The organism is Methylorubrum salsuginis (assembly GCF_900114375.1).
GTDB classification, from domain to species: domain Bacteria; phylum Pseudomonadota; class Alphaproteobacteria; order Rhizobiales; family Beijerinckiaceae; genus Methylobacterium; species Methylobacterium salsuginis.
Map to the genome: position 1 here is coordinate 1 of NZ_FOSV01000042.1, position 16,340 is coordinate 16,340.

Annotated in this window: 12 protein-coding genes; 5 read left to right on the forward strand and 7 right to left on the reverse strand. The window is 62.5% G+C overall.

What is annotated here, in order from left to right:
* On the forward strand, positions 1-289 hold a 289-nt coding region (locus BM140_RS24380), incomplete at its 5' end, for an integrase core domain-containing protein (protein ID WP_131803932.1).
* A 276-nt stretch (positions 290-565) separates the two neighbouring features.
* On the opposite strand, the gene BM140_RS24385 is transcribed toward BM140_RS24380, so the two are convergent.
* On the reverse strand, positions 566-2,122 hold the full coding sequence (locus BM140_RS24385; protein ID WP_091952011.1) for a phosphotransferase: 1,557 nt from the start codon (positions 2,120-2,122) through the stop codon (positions 566-568).
* Positions 2,123-2,787: 665 nt separating this feature from the next.
* Between BM140_RS24385 and BM140_RS24390 the strand changes: the two genes are divergently transcribed.
* Positions 2,788-5,208, forward strand: coding sequence for a glycosyltransferase family 2 protein (locus tag BM140_RS24390; RefSeq protein ID WP_091952013.1), 2,421 nt, complete (start codon positions 2,788-2,790; stop codon positions 5,206-5,208).
* 57 nt (positions 5,209-5,265) lie between these two features.
* Here BM140_RS24390 and BM140_RS24395 read toward each other — a convergent pair whose 3' ends face one another.
* From BM140_RS24395 to BM140_RS24420, 6 genes are all read right to left on the reverse strand, one after another.
* Entirely contained in the window at positions 5,266-6,756 is a 1,491-nt protein-coding gene (locus BM140_RS24395) for an alginate lyase family protein (protein WP_091952015.1), read from the reverse strand.
* 458 nt (positions 6,757-7,214) lie between these two features.
* Positions 7,215-8,345 (reverse strand): tetratricopeptide repeat-containing glycosyltransferase family 2 protein, encoded by a 1,131-nt coding sequence (locus BM140_RS24400; protein ID WP_091952017.1) that lies wholly within the window; start codon positions 8,343-8,345, stop codon positions 7,215-7,217.
* Positions 8,346-8,792: 447 nt separating this feature from the next.
* Entirely contained in the window at positions 8,793-9,629 is an 837-nt protein-coding gene (locus tag BM140_RS24405; RefSeq protein ID WP_091952019.1) for a hypothetical protein, read from the reverse strand.
* On the reverse strand, positions 9,629-9,883 hold the full coding sequence (locus BM140_RS24410) for a PqqD family protein (protein ID WP_165616550.1): 255 nt from the start codon (positions 9,881-9,883) through the stop codon (positions 9,629-9,631). Before BM140_RS24410 ends, BM140_RS24405 begins: the two co-directional genes overlap by 1 nt.
* A 48-nt stretch (positions 9,884-9,931) precedes the next feature.
* Complete coding sequence (locus BM140_RS24415; RefSeq protein WP_165616551.1) at positions 9,932-11,086, reverse strand: glycosyltransferase family 4 protein; 1,155 nt, start codon at positions 11,084-11,086, stop codon at positions 9,932-9,934.
* 65 nt (positions 11,087-11,151) lie between these two features.
* Positions 11,152-12,477, reverse strand: a complete 1,326-nt coding sequence (locus BM140_RS24420) for an alpha-mannosyltransferase (protein WP_091952025.1) — start codon at positions 12,475-12,477, stop codon at positions 11,152-11,154.
* Between BM140_RS24420 and BM140_RS24425 the strand changes: the two genes are divergently transcribed.
* The 3 genes from BM140_RS24425 to BM140_RS26505 all read left to right on the forward strand — a co-directional run bounded on the left by BM140_RS24425 (position 12,469) and on the right by BM140_RS26505 (position 16,186).
* Positions 12,469-13,293, forward strand: coding sequence for a glycosyltransferase family protein (locus BM140_RS24425; RefSeq protein WP_091952027.1), 825 nt, complete (start codon positions 12,469-12,471; stop codon positions 13,291-13,293). The two genes, BM140_RS24420 and BM140_RS24425, sit on opposite strands and share 9 nt — an antisense overlap.
* Positions 13,294-13,634: 341 nt before the next feature.
* Entirely contained in the window at positions 13,635-15,056 is a 1,422-nt protein-coding gene (locus BM140_RS24430; protein ID WP_091952029.1) for an ATP-grasp fold amidoligase family protein, read from the forward strand.
* A gap of 971 nt (positions 15,057-16,027) precedes the next feature.
* Entirely contained in the window at positions 16,028-16,186 is a 159-nt protein-coding gene (locus BM140_RS26505; protein WP_244535627.1) for a hypothetical protein, read from the forward strand.
* The last annotated feature ends 154 nt before the right edge of the window (positions 16,187-16,340 follow it).

The window sequence follows — 16,340 nt, forward strand, 5'->3', positions numbered from 1 at the left end:
GAAGGCGCTGCGCAAGTGGGTCGCCAAGGTCGGACCGCAGATCCAGTACATCGCACCCGGCTCGCCGTGGGAGAACGGGTACTGCGAAAGCTTCAACGGCAAGCTTCGTGATGAGTGCCTACGTCAAGAAATCTTCTACTCGTTGAGGGAGGCGCAGACTGTGATCGCCCTCTGGCAGAACACCTATAACCGCGTCCGGCCGCACTCGTCGCTGGGCTACCGGCCACCTGCGCCCGTCACCGTCCCGGATCGAGCCTTCCGGCTACCCATGGCCGCCACCATGCAGTAGCCTCTCAATCGGCTCGGTCCAAAATGCCGGTCAGGTCAGGCGTTTTGAAATTCTAAAATGGACGGCTCCAACACCTGCTGTCATGGTTTCCGCACTATAGACATCATCGCTGATTTTTTGAGCCGGGAAGGTTTGGATCACTATCGCGCTTGGGCTCATATGTGCTTCCTATGGGGCAGCGAATGCTCAGCGCATTATGCTGTACGTGTATTGCAGGACATGTCATAGCGCCTAAGTTAAGCGTGCCGGCGGTTACGTTCAGAATGCCCGTATGTATCAACGCGCGGAATCTTCCAGGTAGAACAGCCCTAAGGCGTAAGCGGCGATGATGGAATCATAGTCGTCAACGGCAAAGCCACTCAGCGAAAGCCAGATCAGAGCGTGAATTATTTGCACATCTACAAGATCATCGTCGAGGTATCGTTCAATAATGGGCTTCAAGTGCCCCCATCCGTGATTGTCTATGTTGACATCGATAGAGTTGTTGCCGATGCGAAGCTCAAACCGTTTTGCGTTGAAAAAATCGTACCCGCCCACAACAGAATAGTAGACCTTTGCCCAGTCATAACGTGGATCGCCGTGCAGCGGCGAATCACCAAAGCGACCACGTGGATCGATGAACAAAGGCTTGCCAGTTGTATCGATCAGAATATTAGAGAAAGTTGGGTCCCCATGAATCGGCACGAATGTTTCGGTGCTGAGCGTATCAACGAGTCTATTGAACCACGCCTTGTTGCTAGGGTGGAGGATATTGCGGCAGATCCTGCCGTTTATTTGCAATTTCTTGCAACTTGTCAGTTTCGGTATGAGCTGCTCGACCGCCTCTAAGCGGTTGAGGGGCTTTTCACGATACATTTGCGCAGTACAGGCTGCTGATCCAGGCTGTGTGTCGCGGCGGTGTAAATCGGCCAACGCCTCGATGATATTACCTAGGACGCGTGTTTGGCCGGCAGAATCTAAAGAGAGTTCAAACGGATGATGGCCGGGCACTCGCGTTAGCGTCAGCGGCGCCTCTTTCAACAATGTAGGAATATTTGTAAATCCCAGTCCAGCGACGGTTTTATACCAGAGAACTTCATCGCGGATGAGATGAGCAAAGTTCGGGTCGCGCGCAGCTTTAGTGACGGTATGTTTCGAAATTTCTACAACGTTGAAGTAGCGGGCTGGTGACGAATTTCGTCTCTGTGCCGCCAGTGATGCGACCGTTCCGATCTCGACCGCGTCGCGTACCATAAACGGATCAAGCGGGACATTGCTCTCGGCCAGCCACTCGACGAATTCCCCGCCATCTGGGCAACCCGCGAGGATGCGGCGGCTCGGTATGCCGAACACGCCCATGACACCGAACTCATCGGAGGCTGCTTCGACGAGGCCCGTCTTGGCGGACCACGACCAGCGGCACAAGAAATCCGATGTTAAACCCAGGCGCAACCGATCTCCGATGATGGCATCGGGAAGGTCGCCAAGCCGTAAATCGCCCCATACCAGCAGGCACGGTTCATCGTCGGAAGGAAGCTGCAAGACAGCATCCTTCAATCCTGCAGCAGTCCCTTTCTCGCTTGCTCTCACCGTTATAACAGGTACGCGCGGCGGGAACAGGCTAATGTATCGTTCAAACGCGTCGGCTAGATGATCTATGATAACGATAAAGTTTGCGCTGGGAAATCGATCGAATAATGAGTAAATGATCGGCCGACCGTTCACAGAAATTAGACACTTTGGCTTGTTTCGCGTGTGTCGTCCCAATCGTGTTCCAAAGCCGCCAGCTTGTACGATTATGTACTGAATGTCGGATAGTTTGCACGGATTTGTTATTTGACTGTTCAATTTCATGTTGTAGCAACTGCGCTATCTATCTCTGAAAGCGACGTGCGTGTGACGCCTCGCTTGCCCGCGAACCGAGGCACGCTTATCCAAGCGGCTTCGCAGTTAAATATGCTGGAATTGACCAGGGTACTATGGGGGGCGGAGTATGGTGTCGCCGGCTCGGTCCACTACCGGACGCAGGGGCCAGCCTCCGTCATGGCGAGGAGCAAGGAGGATTTGCCGAAATTTTTGGTGTCGATGTCCGACGGGCTATCGGGCCAGCCATGGAGTACCAACTCGACGGGACTGACGGCCTTGGAGGGCGGACGCAACGGCTTGGCATCGACCGAACGGCGCTTTACATCATGTCCACTAGATATGCCTTATCGACCCAGTTTTGGGGCAAGAGCGATCCGATTACCACCTAAGGTCCGCCCTACAGCTGGGAGCAAGATCGCCATGACGTGTGTCCTCATCTCGACGCGCCTCATTGAGGTCACATTGTATAAACAAATCAATGGGTTGATGGGGGCTGGTTGATGATGCGGTCCCATTCAGAACGTTGCTGGGTCTGCCGGACTTTCGTAGCATTGTCAGAGCTGAATGAAGTCGATCGCTCGGTGATCTGGCGAGCCGTAGCCTCTTCCGGTGCGGACGTTCGGCCTCAGTAGCGTACAGAAGGCTGCATTCCGATGAGCCCTAGACTGATTGGTATCGTCCAGGTCAGAAATGAGGCCGATATCATTGAGCCATTCGTGCGTCATCATTCAAGCATGCTCGACGAGATCATCATTTTTGAGGATGGTAGCAGCGATGCGACAGACACGATTCTGAGCGCATTACAACGGCAGAAGCTTCCGCTTGTCCTCCTGCGCCAAGCAGAAATAGGGTATGACCAGTCACTCCGCATGAGCGGTCTTATGCGGCGCGCCTTCGACGCGTATGGGGCGGATTGGGTCATTCCTTTAGACGCCGATGAGTTCCTGGAACTGCCGCCCGGTCAAAGTCTCCGGGAGCGTTTGGCCGTCGAGAACGAACTACTGTCCGTTCCCTGGTCGAACTTCGTTTGGTCGCCTGCCGATGATGCCAATCCCGAGCCTAATCCCGTCATACGTCTGCAGAGCCGGACTCCGCCTCGCTCGGATCAGCATAAGGTTCTGGTGCCGGCTCGGATCGGCTCGACTGACGGGGCGCGGCTCTGGGCAGGCAATCACGGGTTTTCGGCGGCGGGTGTTACCTGCCAGGCAAAGCCACTTTCGGATGTTGTTCTCTGCCATTTTCCGGTCCGGAGCTTTGAACAGTTTGCGAGCAAGGTTGCTATCAAATACCTACAATACCGTTCGTTCGCAGATCGCGAGCCGGGACATGGTTTCCACTACGACGAACCGTTCGAGGCGCTCAAGAGTGGCAGGGATCGCTTTGTTGCCGTGATGGAGGCTCAGTCACGACGCTACTCCGCGGCCAGTGACACAGTCGTCGATGAACACGCGCGTCTTGAGCCGTTGCGCTACGCTGGCGAGAACGTCCAGTTCACGCAAGGTCTTCCAAACTATCTCGGCAATTTGCTGAGTTATGCCGAAAATATGGCCGATCGATTGGTTGAAGAGGTGCTCATTGGCCGGGCGGCAAAAATCAAGATTATATCTCAGCAGCAACGTGATCATCAACTGGCCGAAGCGCATGACGTGTACCTGTTGGCCGACGGGGTCGTACTGGGGCCCTCGTGGATCGATGAACACGAATTGCGCTTCCTCATACCGTCCAATACAAGCAAGTTGCTTCTCATATCAACAAGCTTTGCCGCCCCGGGCCCAGACAAACGCAGACTTGGGGTGATCATCAAATCCGTTGCGGTCAGCGACGGCGCGGGCTGGCGCGAAATCGCACTGGACGACCCGGGACTGCAGTCCGGTTTCTATGAGATCGAGAGTCAGGAGGGCCGGCACTGGCGGTGGACGAATGGGCAGGCGCATCTCTCGCATGCGCTTTTGGCCGGCATGTGTGGTCCCGTGTTGCTACGTCTCTCCGGTGTGTTCACGGGCTTGGCACCTAGAGAGCCACATCTCAATACGCCGACACTGCGCCGAGCCGCGGAACCTGACGGCGAGGCGTGCACCTTCCCGGCGCAGCCCGACCAGACGGCGCCGCCCGCTGCCGACGAGACCGCCGACCCTTTCGCCCGGGCCTTGACGGTTGCTGCAGAGCGGAGCGGGCCTCCCATCGTGGTCCGCTGGCCCATTGACCTGCCGGTCGCGCATAATTGGGGCGACAAGCTCAACGCCCCGCTCGTGACGATGCTGGCGGAGCGGCCGGTGATCAACAGCCTGCATCCCGACGCGGCTGGGCTGGCCCCGATCCACTACGTCGTCGGCAGCGGCATTCGCACCGCCACCGCCGAGGCCGTCGTCTGGGGAAGCGGCTTCATTGGAAGCAACGACGCGTTGGACATACCGGTGGAGCAGATTGCTGCCGTGCGCGGACCTTTGACGGCCCGGCGGGTGGTCGAGGCGGGCGGCGCGCCTGATCTCCCGATGGGCGATCCAGCCCTGCTGCTACCGCTGTTCTACGATCCGGATGTCGCACCGCATTATGACATCGGCCTCATCCAACATTTTCGCGAGGCGGGGACCGAACCACTTCCGCGTCTGCCGTCCGGCCTCAGCGTGCGCTTGATTGACATCACCGCAGGCGTCAGGGCGGTGATCGACGCGGTGCTCTCCTGTCGCCAGATCCTGTCCAGTTCCTTGCACGGGCTCATCGTCGCCCACGCCTACGGCATCCCGGCGACATGGCTTAAGATCAGCGATCGCCCCCTCGGAGATGACTTCAAGTTCCGCGATTACTGGGCCTCGGTCGGACGGGACGACGTGTCCCCGGTTGAAGCGAGGGGCGGCGCCTTAATCGATCCAGAGGCGGGTGTCTCGACACCGGGCGAGGCTAGGGTCGACCTATTCGCCCTTCTGGCGTCCTGTCCGTTCCTCGACGAGCCGCGTCGTCGGAGCCTGATCGCAATGGCAAAGGCGCGAGCCGGCGGCCGCACCGTCCTGGGCTGGCATGCGGGCCTGCGCTCGCCTCGTCCCGGCGCGGCAGCTCAGAACTGCTGCGACGACTGAGCCAATTGTTGTAGCGGGACGAAAAGCCCGTCTGATCAGCGCGTCTCCAGGCGCGGCTCACCGTCGCCCTCCGTCGCGGCCGGTCAAGCGATACAGTCGGAAATCGTTCGCCTTGAGCAGGTCGATGACACCGCGGGCGTCACCGAGGCAGGCGGCGACGGTCAGGTGTCGTAGATCGTGGGCGATTCTGGCGGCGTGCGTGACCGCCCGGGCAGGATGCGCTGTATCGCTCTCCGCGGGCTGGCCGGTTCGATGGTTGAGCCATTCCCGAAACGTGGCCTCGTCGCCTTCGGACAGGGCTCCCCCTCGACGCAGGGCGTAGACGGCCCGGGCGAAGCGCCGCGCACTCTCCGTGCCGGCCGGTGCAGGATCCGGCCGCGGGTCCGTCGGCGCTCGCTCATCGGCGAACCAAGTCCGGAGGATGGCCGCAGCGCGTTCGGCCTTCCGCGCAACGCCTGTGCGCATCCACGCGAGCGTCAAGCCGTAGACTTCGTCGAGAACCTCCCGCGGACGGGCCGCTTCGTCGTCACGGTGCTCGGATGCCTCGCTGCCGTCCTCGCCGCGGCTCCCAAGCTCCAACTCTTCAAGAGCCGACGGTTGAAGTCCGGCCTCCCAGTCTTCGCGAAGCAGGCGCTCATCCAGCCCATCGATCATCGACAGGATGGCGGAGCGCCGCGCGAGACCGCGAGCCAGCATCGACTCCGCCGTCGCGCCCTCCTGTTCGGGACTCCCGGAAAACAGGCGGGCGACCCAGCCAGCCTCAGCGAAACGACCGGCATCCGGTGACGGATCGGGCTGTTTCAGCTCCAAAGGATCGATTTCCCAGGAATCCCATATACCGGGCACGCCGAGCCGCATCAGAAGCTCGACCTTGGGCCGCGTCCCGTAGCGGAAGCGTTCGTCGAAAGCCTCACGCGCATCGGACCGAAAGAGCACCTGCGGCTCATGCGTGGCCGGGAATGGGCGGTCCGGCTCGAGGAGTGCGGCGTTGTCGATGACGCGCGCCATCGGAACGATGAAGTAGGGAAGGTGCGGTTGCGCCAGAACATCCGCCCGGAGCCGTTCCCATGCGGATGCAGTGAAGAAGCAGTTCCCGTCGAAGGGGAGCACCCAGCGTGCCAGGGAACGCCCGAGGGTGAGCGCATGGTTGCGCGCACCGTTGTTGTTCATGAGGTAGAGGTTCTTGAACTCGTAGGTCTTGTCGTCGATCCGCTGTCGCTCGTATTCGGGGATCCCGTCCCAAGCCGGTTCACCAGGGTATCCCGTCGTGGACGTGTGCTCCAAGCTCCAGCCGACACGGCGATAGGCGTCGGCGTCGAAGGGAATGCGGTCGTAGCGCCGTCCATGCTGTTCGAGGAGGTCGATCAATTCGGCTTCGACGCGCCGGCATACGATGCGGTTGAGGATCCAGATCTTGGTGCAGCCGGCGAGCGGTGGCTCGTTCTCCAGGGCGAAGCGCAGGTTTCGGACGGTCTGACCGCTCTCGTGGCGGGGTGGCAGATCGTTGCCGAGGATGCGGAGCAGGACGAAGTTGTTCGGGTCGCTCACGTCGGGTCTTCCGGTTTGTCACGCCTGCGGTCGCGCGCGAGCCGAAGGCCGCCGCACGCCCAGAATGCTCAGGATATGATCGCGAGTTGCACAAGGTGGTTCACAATATGCATCTCATCACTGCTGTGCAGCCCCCTTGTGGCAACCCGACCCGCGGCGGGCACCGCTCAACTGGCTCGACCGGAAAAGTGTCTTGAGCCTGTTCGACGCCGCAACGCGCGGCGGGGGCGCGGTCGCGGCGTGGCGCTGCGGTGCCGGCAAGGGCCGATGTCGCGCTACAGCTTGTCGGCTCTAACGAAAGGCGGCGGCCGATTTTCGAGCGATGCTCGCAGCACGTCGTCAGAGGTAAGGCTGATCGGGCGAAAAGGCGCACGACACGCGTAAACTCGACGGAGTGAAGCGACCGAAACGCTGCGGGTCGCGTCCAGCGATGCCGCATCCTTCGACCTCACATGAGATCAGGCCGGATTCGCTTGAGATGCGTCCGATGGCCGGCCAACGGCGGCACCGAGGGCGGCCGCCTTGGCGAGATAGGCCATGTTGCCGGGGGCACGCAGCCACGCTTGCTGATAAGCCTCCCCGGCTTCAGAGCGCCGCCCGGCCTGATGGTAGGCGCCGCCGAGAAGCGCCCAGGCGAACTCGCCGAACAGCCGCAGGTCGTAGGCGATCATGCCGATCTCAAGGGCGTCGGTGTCGATGGCCGTGAGCTGCCGACCGATACGCAGCGCACTATCAGCGTCACCGCGGAGCAAGGCGAGACGGCCGGCGAGATAGAGCGTCGCGAAATCGTCATGGCCTTCCTGCAGCAGTCGCTCGATCACTTGGTCGGCCTCTTCGCCCGTTTCGAGCAGAAGACGTGCAAGCGTCTGCGCGATCTGACGGCGGTCCATACGATCCTTGATGGAACCGTCCTCGCTGGTGCTGGCCAAGCCGCGATGACAGGCCGAGATGGCCTCGTCGATGCGTCCATCCAGCTCAAGCATTTCCGCCAAATGATTCCAGCAGTAGGCGCGGTCGGGATGCGCTCCCACTTCGGCTTCGAGCAGAGGAATGTTGCGCAAGACCTTATGGGACTGATCTCCCTCGAAACCGAAGTGATCGATGCAAACCGGCGTCATCGGAAGCGTCAAGTGATGCGCCCTGGCATAAGCGACGAGATCCGGTACTATGGTCTCATGGATCTGTCCCTTGAAGCGGATGGACGGGTCCGATCGGAACAGGCGCGGCTCGCGGTAGCGCGAATAGCCAGGACGCGGCCGGAACCGCACGTAGCCGCCCGCATGCTCAGTCAGATCGAGCGCCTGCTCAATCCGCCCGCCGCCCGGTAAGGACACCCTCTCATCGGCATCGATGTACAGCGTCCAGGGCGTGGCGACCTTTTCGAGAGCCGCGTTCCGAGCTGCAGCGAAGTCGCCGTTCCACTCGAATGACGTCACGGATGCGCCAGCAGCACGAGCGATGTCGATCGTGCCGTCCGTTGACCCGGTATCGACAACAACGATTTCATCGACAAAATCCCCCAGACTGCGAATGCAATCCGGGAGGAAGTGTTCTTCATTGCGGACGATGATTGCGGCCGTGACCGACATTAGGTACCAATTAAGCTTGTGCGCGGGCCCATCAACACCATTTCCGGTTTTGACATGGACCGAGATTTAATTAAACAAGAAGTATAGAACTTGTTGACACACGCGCACCATGCTTGTTCCCATTTCTGCCGCGAGGCGTTGGCCTCACGGTCTATTTTCACTCTATGGCGGCATAAAATGACGCGCCAACTCTGTCTTGACTATTCGGGAGAGCCAGTCTGCTGGCCCATCATCGTGATCGGGCCGGTTTGGTCTTGGCCTGAGATCGGGTAGGACTTGATGGCGGGTGCCTGATAACGCGTGCGGCCCATGATGCGCCGCGCACGGTCGCTTACCGTTCGGCCGTGAGTGGTCGATGTGACCTGTTCCTGCTTCTTGGTCGCGTTAGACTGCATGAGCTGCCTCCAGTGTATAGGCGAGCGAGCCTGCCCGAGGCGACTGGGCTCGTCAACGGTGCAGGTACGTCCTCTGCTCCATGATGAGGGCGGCCGCCGAGACGGCATCTCCCATCGATACGCGAAACGGCTGAGCGTTGTGGATTATCGTGCGAAGACCGATGAACGCACGCAAGTCGAGCCGCTGTGTGGATCGGATGTTCCGGAGTAGTCGGGCGAAGGCCGTCTCGCCACCGATCCGCGTGATTGCCGGGCGGCCGCCCTCGTTGCGTTCCACGAACAGGACGATTTCGATCGGTCCTTCCTCCACTGACCAATCGACCCCGGCCATGCGCGGATCGATCGCGCACAAGGCCGTGTCGCGGTTCAACGGCAGCGTGGGCCATTCGAGGTGCGACGGGGAGAGGCCGGCGGCGATAAGACGGTTGTGTTTCAGGCGGGGTTTGACCGGATGGGCCACGACGCCGTCGGGATGCAGGAAGATGCGGTAGATCCCCTCGAACGCGGCCCCGTGGAGGATCAGGGCGACGGCGAGATCGCACGGATCGTCCTCGAATTCGCTCACGAGAAGGCAGCGAATCCCGTCTATGCGCAGAACGCTCCCGTTTACGGTCGGCGCCGCGCCCTCGTCCGACACCGCCAGCCGAAAGATCGCCTCATCGAGAAAGCGGGCGAGCGCGCGCGCCGATCCGATCGAAGGGCGATCCCGGTGGCGGTACCAGGAGCAGGTCATCGCCACCAATCCGTCGCCGCGCGGCTCGATATCGACGACCTCCGTCCGCTCCGCCGGAGCCGGAAGATGCGGATCGGCCTGCAGGAAGGGGAAGCCGTCGTCCGGCAAGGGCCCGCGCAACAGGAACGTCCGCCTGAGCGTGCGGGCCAGGATCATCAGAGCCGGCGGATCAGGTTTTCCGCTGCGAGGCCTTCGAGGCATCGTTCCACCTCGTCGACCGGCGGCGCATCGAGCGCGAATCCGTCGCTCAGTTCCCGCGCGATGTCGACGAGGCCGCGTCCGCCCTCGCAGAGCTCATAAATGATCGCCGCCGTTGAATTGAGAAAATGCACGCGATCGCGCGCTTCGTCGTAGAGCACGTATCCATCGCCTGCCTCGACCAATTCGAGCGAGGCAGTCTGCTCAAACACCGTATCCTCAGGCACTGCTTTCGACTTTCTTGCCTCGACGGGTTGGTTTCACCACAGCGGCACAAGGTGCGCAAGCTGCCGGGTGAGGCGGGCGATCACCGCATTTCGATCGTAGACCGTTCGCGCGATGGCTCGGCCGGACGCTTCGCGCGCCCGGCGGCCTTCGGGGTCTTGCAAGGCTTCGGCGCAGGCCGTCGCGAAGTCGGGGGCGCTCCCGGCGGCCCAGCCGGCGTCGGCCAGCTTCCCGTTGACGCTCGCCCTGTGCGCGACGCACGCGACGCCGTGCGCGGCCGCCTCGATGATCTTGGTTCGCGCGCCGCCGCCGAACCGCAACGGTGCGATGGCAATCGTGGCCCGGGCATAGAGGGGCGCCGCGGACTCGAAATTGCTGACGATTTCGATACGGGGGTGCCGGTTGAGCTGGAGCACGCGGGGCGGTGGACCATTACCCGCGACGATGACGCGAAAGCCCCACGGCAGGCGCCGGTGCAGCCGCGGAACCACGCTCTCGGCGAACCACGCGATACCGTCGACGTTGGCAAGGTGCCCGAACGCCCCCACGAACAGAAGGGTCTGTCCGTCGTGCCGACGCGTCGGCACCCGGGGGATCGCCACGGCATTGTTCACGATGATGGGGCGCAGGCCGGGATGGCGTCGCCTGAGCGTGGTGCCGTCGCCCTCGCACGAGGTGAACGACGCGGCCAGTCGGCCCTCGTGAAGGGCAATCATCCGATCGATCGCGGTCGCATCCGCCATCAGCCATGCGGCGCGCGTGCTCCGACCATGGGCGAGCGCGATCCGCGATTGGCTGAGCGCCGAGTTCAGATCGTCCTCGTCCAAGTCGAGGGCCAGGGCCGTGGTGTCGGCGACCGCCTCGGCCAGCGGCAGCATGTAGGTGCGCAGCACGACGACGAGGTCGAACGATCGCGTGGACGCGAGGCGGGCGACGAGGTGGTGAGCCTCGGCGGTGAGGAGCCCACTCAAGCTGGGCCGCCCGTAGGCCCGAAGGGCGTCGGCCCGCGCCTCGACCGGGATGCGGCCGATCAGGGACAGGGTCCGGTTCGGAGAGGCCGGCGCCTCGTGCAAGCGTGTCGTCTCCCGAAAGGGCGGGAGCGGAGCAGAGGTCGCCCCGGCGACCGGAACCACCACGACATCGAGTTCGGCGAAGTTCTCGGCGGCTTCGACGAAGAGCGCAACGCGCATCGCAAGGCCGTTGCCGCTTCGGGCCGGTCGGATCGGCGCAATCAGCAGGACGCGTGGGCGCCGTCTCATCGATCGTCGTCGTCGAAACGATAATGCGATTTTGCCCAGTCCCAGGACGTGTCCGAAGCCGCTGCGCGGTGGCCTGAGTTCGCCCGATGCCCCTCGATCAGGACGGAGGCCGCTGCACTACCCTCGGCCCAGCACCCCTCCCCTTGGAATTCGAACCGCATCGCGCGTTGAAAGCGATCGAGTAGGACCAGGGCGAGCGGTTCGCCTCCGACGCAGTACCAGTGCGCGAAGTCGGAGAGGCTGCCGTCGATGATGTCGCCCCCCTCAAGCAGGTCTAATGTGAGGGTGGCCTCGCCGGGCGTCACAAGTTCGACCGTTCGCACTGCCGAGAGCCTCGCCTCCTCCGCCAGAGCCTCCGGTGAACGCGCCGGCGCGTGGAAGATGCGACCGCTCCAGAGGCGCCGCAACGTCGCGAGGGCTTCCTCGCAGGCCTCCCCGTGGCGAAAGCCGGGAACGTCCACCTGAGGCCCGCGATAGCGCCATTTGGCGCCGCACCGATGCTGGAACAGCCGATCGCCCGCGAAATCCCTCTGGAACAGGCACCATGGCTGGTCGGTGAGCGGCAGGTGCGGGACCACGTGGTAAGGCTGCCCCGTCAGCAGAAAGCCGATCAGGAACAGATCCTTGTCGCCGTAGACCATGCGATAGGTGTGTTCGCGCTGAGCGTTGAGAAACACGATGATCTGCAGCGCGTCCCAATGGCGGGACTTGTCGATGAGCACCTGCCCGCTCTCGACGGCGCGCGTCGTGCGGGAGGCAAGGCCGCACGCGCTCCAGATCTGATTTTCGTCCGTCAAGGAGCAGATGTCGGGCCAGAGCACTGCGCCGGTTGCCTCGAATTCCGGCCACTCGAACAGTTCCGCCGGATCCCGCTCCGGCACGATGTCGGCATCGAGCAGCAGAACGCGGGCGAACGAGGAATGCGCCAGAGCAAAGCTCTTCAGCTGCCAGCCGTCGCTCACCGGCACGCCCTGGTCGGCCATCACGGCCTGCGCATCCACCGGCTCGGCCGAAAGGTTGCGCAGCAGCCATCGCATGCGCGCGGACATCTCGCCGTCGCCGAGATGCCAGACCTCGATCGGGAGCGCGCACCGGAGGAGGGTCCGGAGCACGTGGATCAGGACGTAGGCATTGGTGAAAACTGAGGCCCCTCCGGCGCAGATGACGATGCCGCTGCCTGTGAAGCGGTCCTGCGGATACGGATCCAGCTGCTCGCGGCAGGCGGTAAGTTCTGCGCGGAGCGAAGCGGGATCGATTACGGGAGGCATCGCCAGGCGCTCGAACGGGGGAGCGCATTGACTCCGGTCGAGCCGATGCCGCATGGCATTCTTGTTGATGATGTGACTTGCGGATGGAACGCGTTGCCAATGGACGATTCGTTACTCGAAGCGCCCGTGGTTATATTGACTCCGATCAAGAACTGCGTCTCCCATCTGCCGGCTTATGTCGAGCGTATCGAGGCCCTGCAGTACCCTGCCGAGGTCTTGTCCATCGGTCTCTTGGAGAGCGACAGCACCGATGCGACGTGGCCGCTGGCCCAAGACCTCGTCGAGAGGCTCGAACGCCGGTGCCGAAGAGTCAGCCTAGTCAAGCGCGACTTCGGTTTCAACATGCCCGCGCAGGTCCCGCGCTGGAGCCCGGCCTATCAGAGGGCCCGCCGTACCACGCTCGCGCGGGCGCGCAACCACCTGCTGTTCTCGGCCTTGCGCGACGAGACATGGGTTCTCTGGCTCGATGTCGACGTTATTCGCTATCCGCCTGACCTGATTCAGAAGCTGATGGCCACGGGACGGGAGATCGTCCAGCCGCATTGCGTGACGCGCCCCGGCGGCCCGACCTTCGACCGGAACGGCTGGACCCATCACGGCACGCGCCATCTCGACAGCTATCGCGGACAGTCCCTGGTGCCGCTCGACACGGTCGGCGGAACGGTCCTCCTCGTCAAAGCAGATCATCACAGGGACGGACTGAATTTTCCGGCCTTCCGATACGGTGTTGCGAACGACAGCGTCCGCCCCGCCCATCCCGACTGGGAGCGCGGCGAAATCGAAACGGAAGGGCTGGGCATCATGGCTTCCGACATGGGCCTTCAGTGTTGGGGGATGCCGGATTTCGAGGTTCTCCATGCGCCGGACTGACTGCACTCTCAAGACGTCCGTCGTGCTGCCGGGCTCCCAAGGGAAAGCAGCGGTGAACAGGCGTGAGAAGCGTTCCGTCCGTTCCCTCCCCTTCGCTCGAGCGAATTCGGGGTACGGAAGCGTTGCGTGCCCGATCCCGGCCTCCGACCGTCCGCGTCGTCGCCCTGGCAGATCGGTGTGAGCCTGACGCGCCGCAGTCTGACACTGCGCAGGCGCAGCAGCGCATCGAAGCGCGCCGACGGCTCGGACGATCGGTTGCGCCCGGCTCATAGCAGGCGAGAGAATACGAGGCGGGCCGAACCTGCTCGAATGGGTTCTACCGTCGTATCATTGAGTGATGCATGTCCTTTGTTCTGCAGCGCATCAAGGCCTGTCTGTCGGCCATCCTTTGGGCCGTGGCGTCGGATCGCTTGAAACATTGGAAAACGCAAATCGATGCGATCAAGCTGCGCTATCGAATCGCCATGAAGCGCGAGGCGGACCTTTTCAATCCGGTCCGTTTCAGCGAAAAAATGCAATGGAGGAAGCTGTTCGAGGATTCACCTCTATTTACACAGCTATCCGACAAGATAGCCGCGCGCGACTACATCGCCGCGCATGGTTTTTCGTCTATGCTGATACCGCAATTGTGGGCCGGCAAAGATCCAAGAGCGATCCCATTCGACGTGCTGCCCCGGCCGTATGTCATCAAAAGCTCGCATGGTTGCGGTCAAACGATCATTGTCACACAAGACGAAGCCATTGATCGATATCAGATCATTGCTCAGGCAAAGTCATGGCTTGCCCATTGCCATGGCACGGACCAACTGGAGCCCGGATATCTCGACATCCCCCCTCAAATCATTGTCGAAACGCTTTTGGTCTGCTCGGACGGTCGGCCGCCAGCGGAGCTCAAAGTGTTCGTTTTCGATGGAACGGCCAGATTCGCTCAATACATCGGTATGAGGCAAAATCGCGCCCAGCCATTCGCCTTCGTGGATCGGAACTGGCGACGTAATGCGTGGCAGGGGTTATACCCTCCGCTCACTCTCCCCGAAAAACCAGTGCAATTTGACTTGGCGCTGACGGTCGCCGAGAAACTATGCGCAAAGATAGATCACTGCCGTGTCGATTTTTATCTCGTTGACGAAAAATTATTTATTGGTGAAATGACGCTCTATACATACAGCGGACTAGTGCTGTTGAGGCCTGAGGGTACGGATGCCGAAATGGGATCCTATTGGAACATCAAGTGGCCGAAAACAAGGGCGCTGATCGCGATCATGACGCGTCGGTGGGGCCGGCAGCGCGGTCTTGCTCGGACTGTGCCGGAACAAGCGGTCTTGCCGGCAATCATGCCGACGCGGACCGCGCCCGACCTTCATCTCGTGGCGGACGACGGCATCGTCGCCCCGCATGTCTCGAGCCAGGACGAGCTGCGCTTCCTCGTGCCGGACGGTGTGTTGGAGGTGCGGCTCGTGTCGCCGAATTTCCGAGCGGCGGGCGGCGACGTACGCCGGCTCGGCGTGATCGTACGTAGCATCGCGGTCAGCGACGGTGCCGGCTGGCACGAGATTCCGCTCGATACGCCCGGCCTCTTCGCCGGCTTCCACGATGTCGAGCGCAGCGAAGGCGGCTGCTGGCGTTGGACCGATGGCGAGGCCCATCTCTCCCCGCAGCTCTGGGACGACCTCTCCGGTCCCGTGCTCCTGCGCCTGACCGGCGTATTCACGGGTCTGGTGCCAAGCGAGCCCCAGCCGGATAACGATCCCTCGGCGACCTGACGGCGATCTTCAATATATTCATTCCTATCTACCTGCCCGTCCTTGTCCCGACCCACCGCCCATACCTTAGGATACACCTATCACCGGGGGCGGATCAGCGGACGGCACTCCTTGACGTGCTCGTAGGCACTGCAGAGCCGATGCAGGGCCAGCCGACGTCGTAGTGAGCTCAAAGGCGTCCGACCTGAGAAGACCACAACCGGTCCCAGCGTGACAGTCGGAGCATGGCTGCCAAAACGCTTATAGGATTAAAATCTTGACTTTGCGGGCGTTTCAGTCATACTGGTGACGTTGATCGGTCGTGCCGTTTGCAGCCGTTGCCCCCGGCCGACGACACCGAGGAGATGCCCCATGGTCCGACGACCACGACGCCCGCGGCCCCGGCCGCCCACGTGCCGAGATCGCCGTGACCGGTCGCTCTCCCCTCACCGCCGCACCTGCCAGAAGGCCCCCACTCCGGGGGCCTTCGTCGTTTCCGGAGACTCTCGATGACCCGCCACGCCCTCGCCAAACGATCCTCCAAGACCGGCAAGCCGCCCGGCGGTATGCAGTCCGCTCCGCCGCAGTCGCAACATGGAGCCGCCCCGCGACCGCAGGCGGCGTCCGCGTCGTCGTCCCAAGACTCCTCCGAGCCGGGAGCAACCGCAGGCACAGGTCGGGGGGCGGCATCGGGCCCGGTACACGGGGCGAGCGCGGCCAAGACGGCGTCGCCAACGGCTAGTGGGGACAACCGCCAAGCCGGTCCGGCCGACCCAAACAGCACAACCACCGCCACGGCAGGCAGCGCCGAGCGGAAGGCCAACCCGGCCGCATCGCAAGCCAGCGCCTTCGGTGCGACTGGTCCGAAGGTAACCGGGTCTGGGGCCGGTTCGCCACTGGCCGCAGCATCGAACCCACCCCGTCCCGGCGATCGCACCTTCGTTGGCCAGCCCAAGCCGCGGGATCCCGCCGAGATCGGGCTGGGCAGCGTCGTGCTCGCCCATGAGGGCCCGGACGAGGGGTGGTGGGAGGCCGAGGTGATCGGCATCAACGGCCGGGTCTTCTCACTGCGCTGGCGCGACTATCCCACCCAGCCGACCATCCTACGCAAGGCCACCGAACTCGCCCTGCTGCCGCCTGGCGAAGCGTAGCTCGCCTCACGAGATCCGCGCCCGGGCCGCCCCGACGGCCTGGGTCGCTCAGCGGCAGCGCCGTCCCGGCCGCCGAACGTCCCCTCCCCTTTCCTCTCCGAGGCTTCCCATGACCGACATCCTCGATGTGGGGCGCGTCGCTGCGCTCAACGAC

Bases quoted from the DNA above. Each gene is read 5' to 3' on its own strand.
- BM140_RS24430 (WP_091952029.1), top strand. From the start codon at position 13,635: ATGTCCTTTGTTCTGCAGCGCATCAAGGCCTGTCTGTCGGCCATCCTT.
- BM140_RS24420 (WP_091952025.1), bottom strand. From the start codon at position 12,477: ATGCGGCATCGGCTCGACCGGAGTCAATGCGCTCCCCCGTTCGAGCGC.
- BM140_RS24400 (WP_091952017.1), bottom strand. From the start codon at position 8,345: ATGTCGGTCACGGCCGCAATCATCGTCCGCAATGAAGAACACTTCCTC.
- BM140_RS24415 (WP_165616551.1), bottom strand. From the start codon at position 11,086: ATGCGCGTTGCGCTCTTCGTCGAAGCCGCCGAGAACTTCGCCGAACTC.
- BM140_RS24385 (WP_091952011.1), bottom strand. From the start codon at position 2,122: ATGAAATTGAACAGTCAAATAACAAATCCGTGCAAACTATCCGACATT.
- BM140_RS24405 (WP_091952019.1), bottom strand. From the start codon at position 9,629: ATGATCCTGGCCCGCACGCTCAGGCGGACGTTCCTGTTGCGCGGGCCC.
- BM140_RS24425 (WP_091952027.1), top strand. From the start codon at position 12,469: ATGCCGCATGGCATTCTTGTTGATGATGTGACTTGCGGATGGAACGCG.
- BM140_RS24390 (WP_091952013.1), top strand. From the start codon at position 2,788: ATGAGCCCTAGACTGATTGGTATCGTCCAGGTCAGAAATGAGGCCGAT.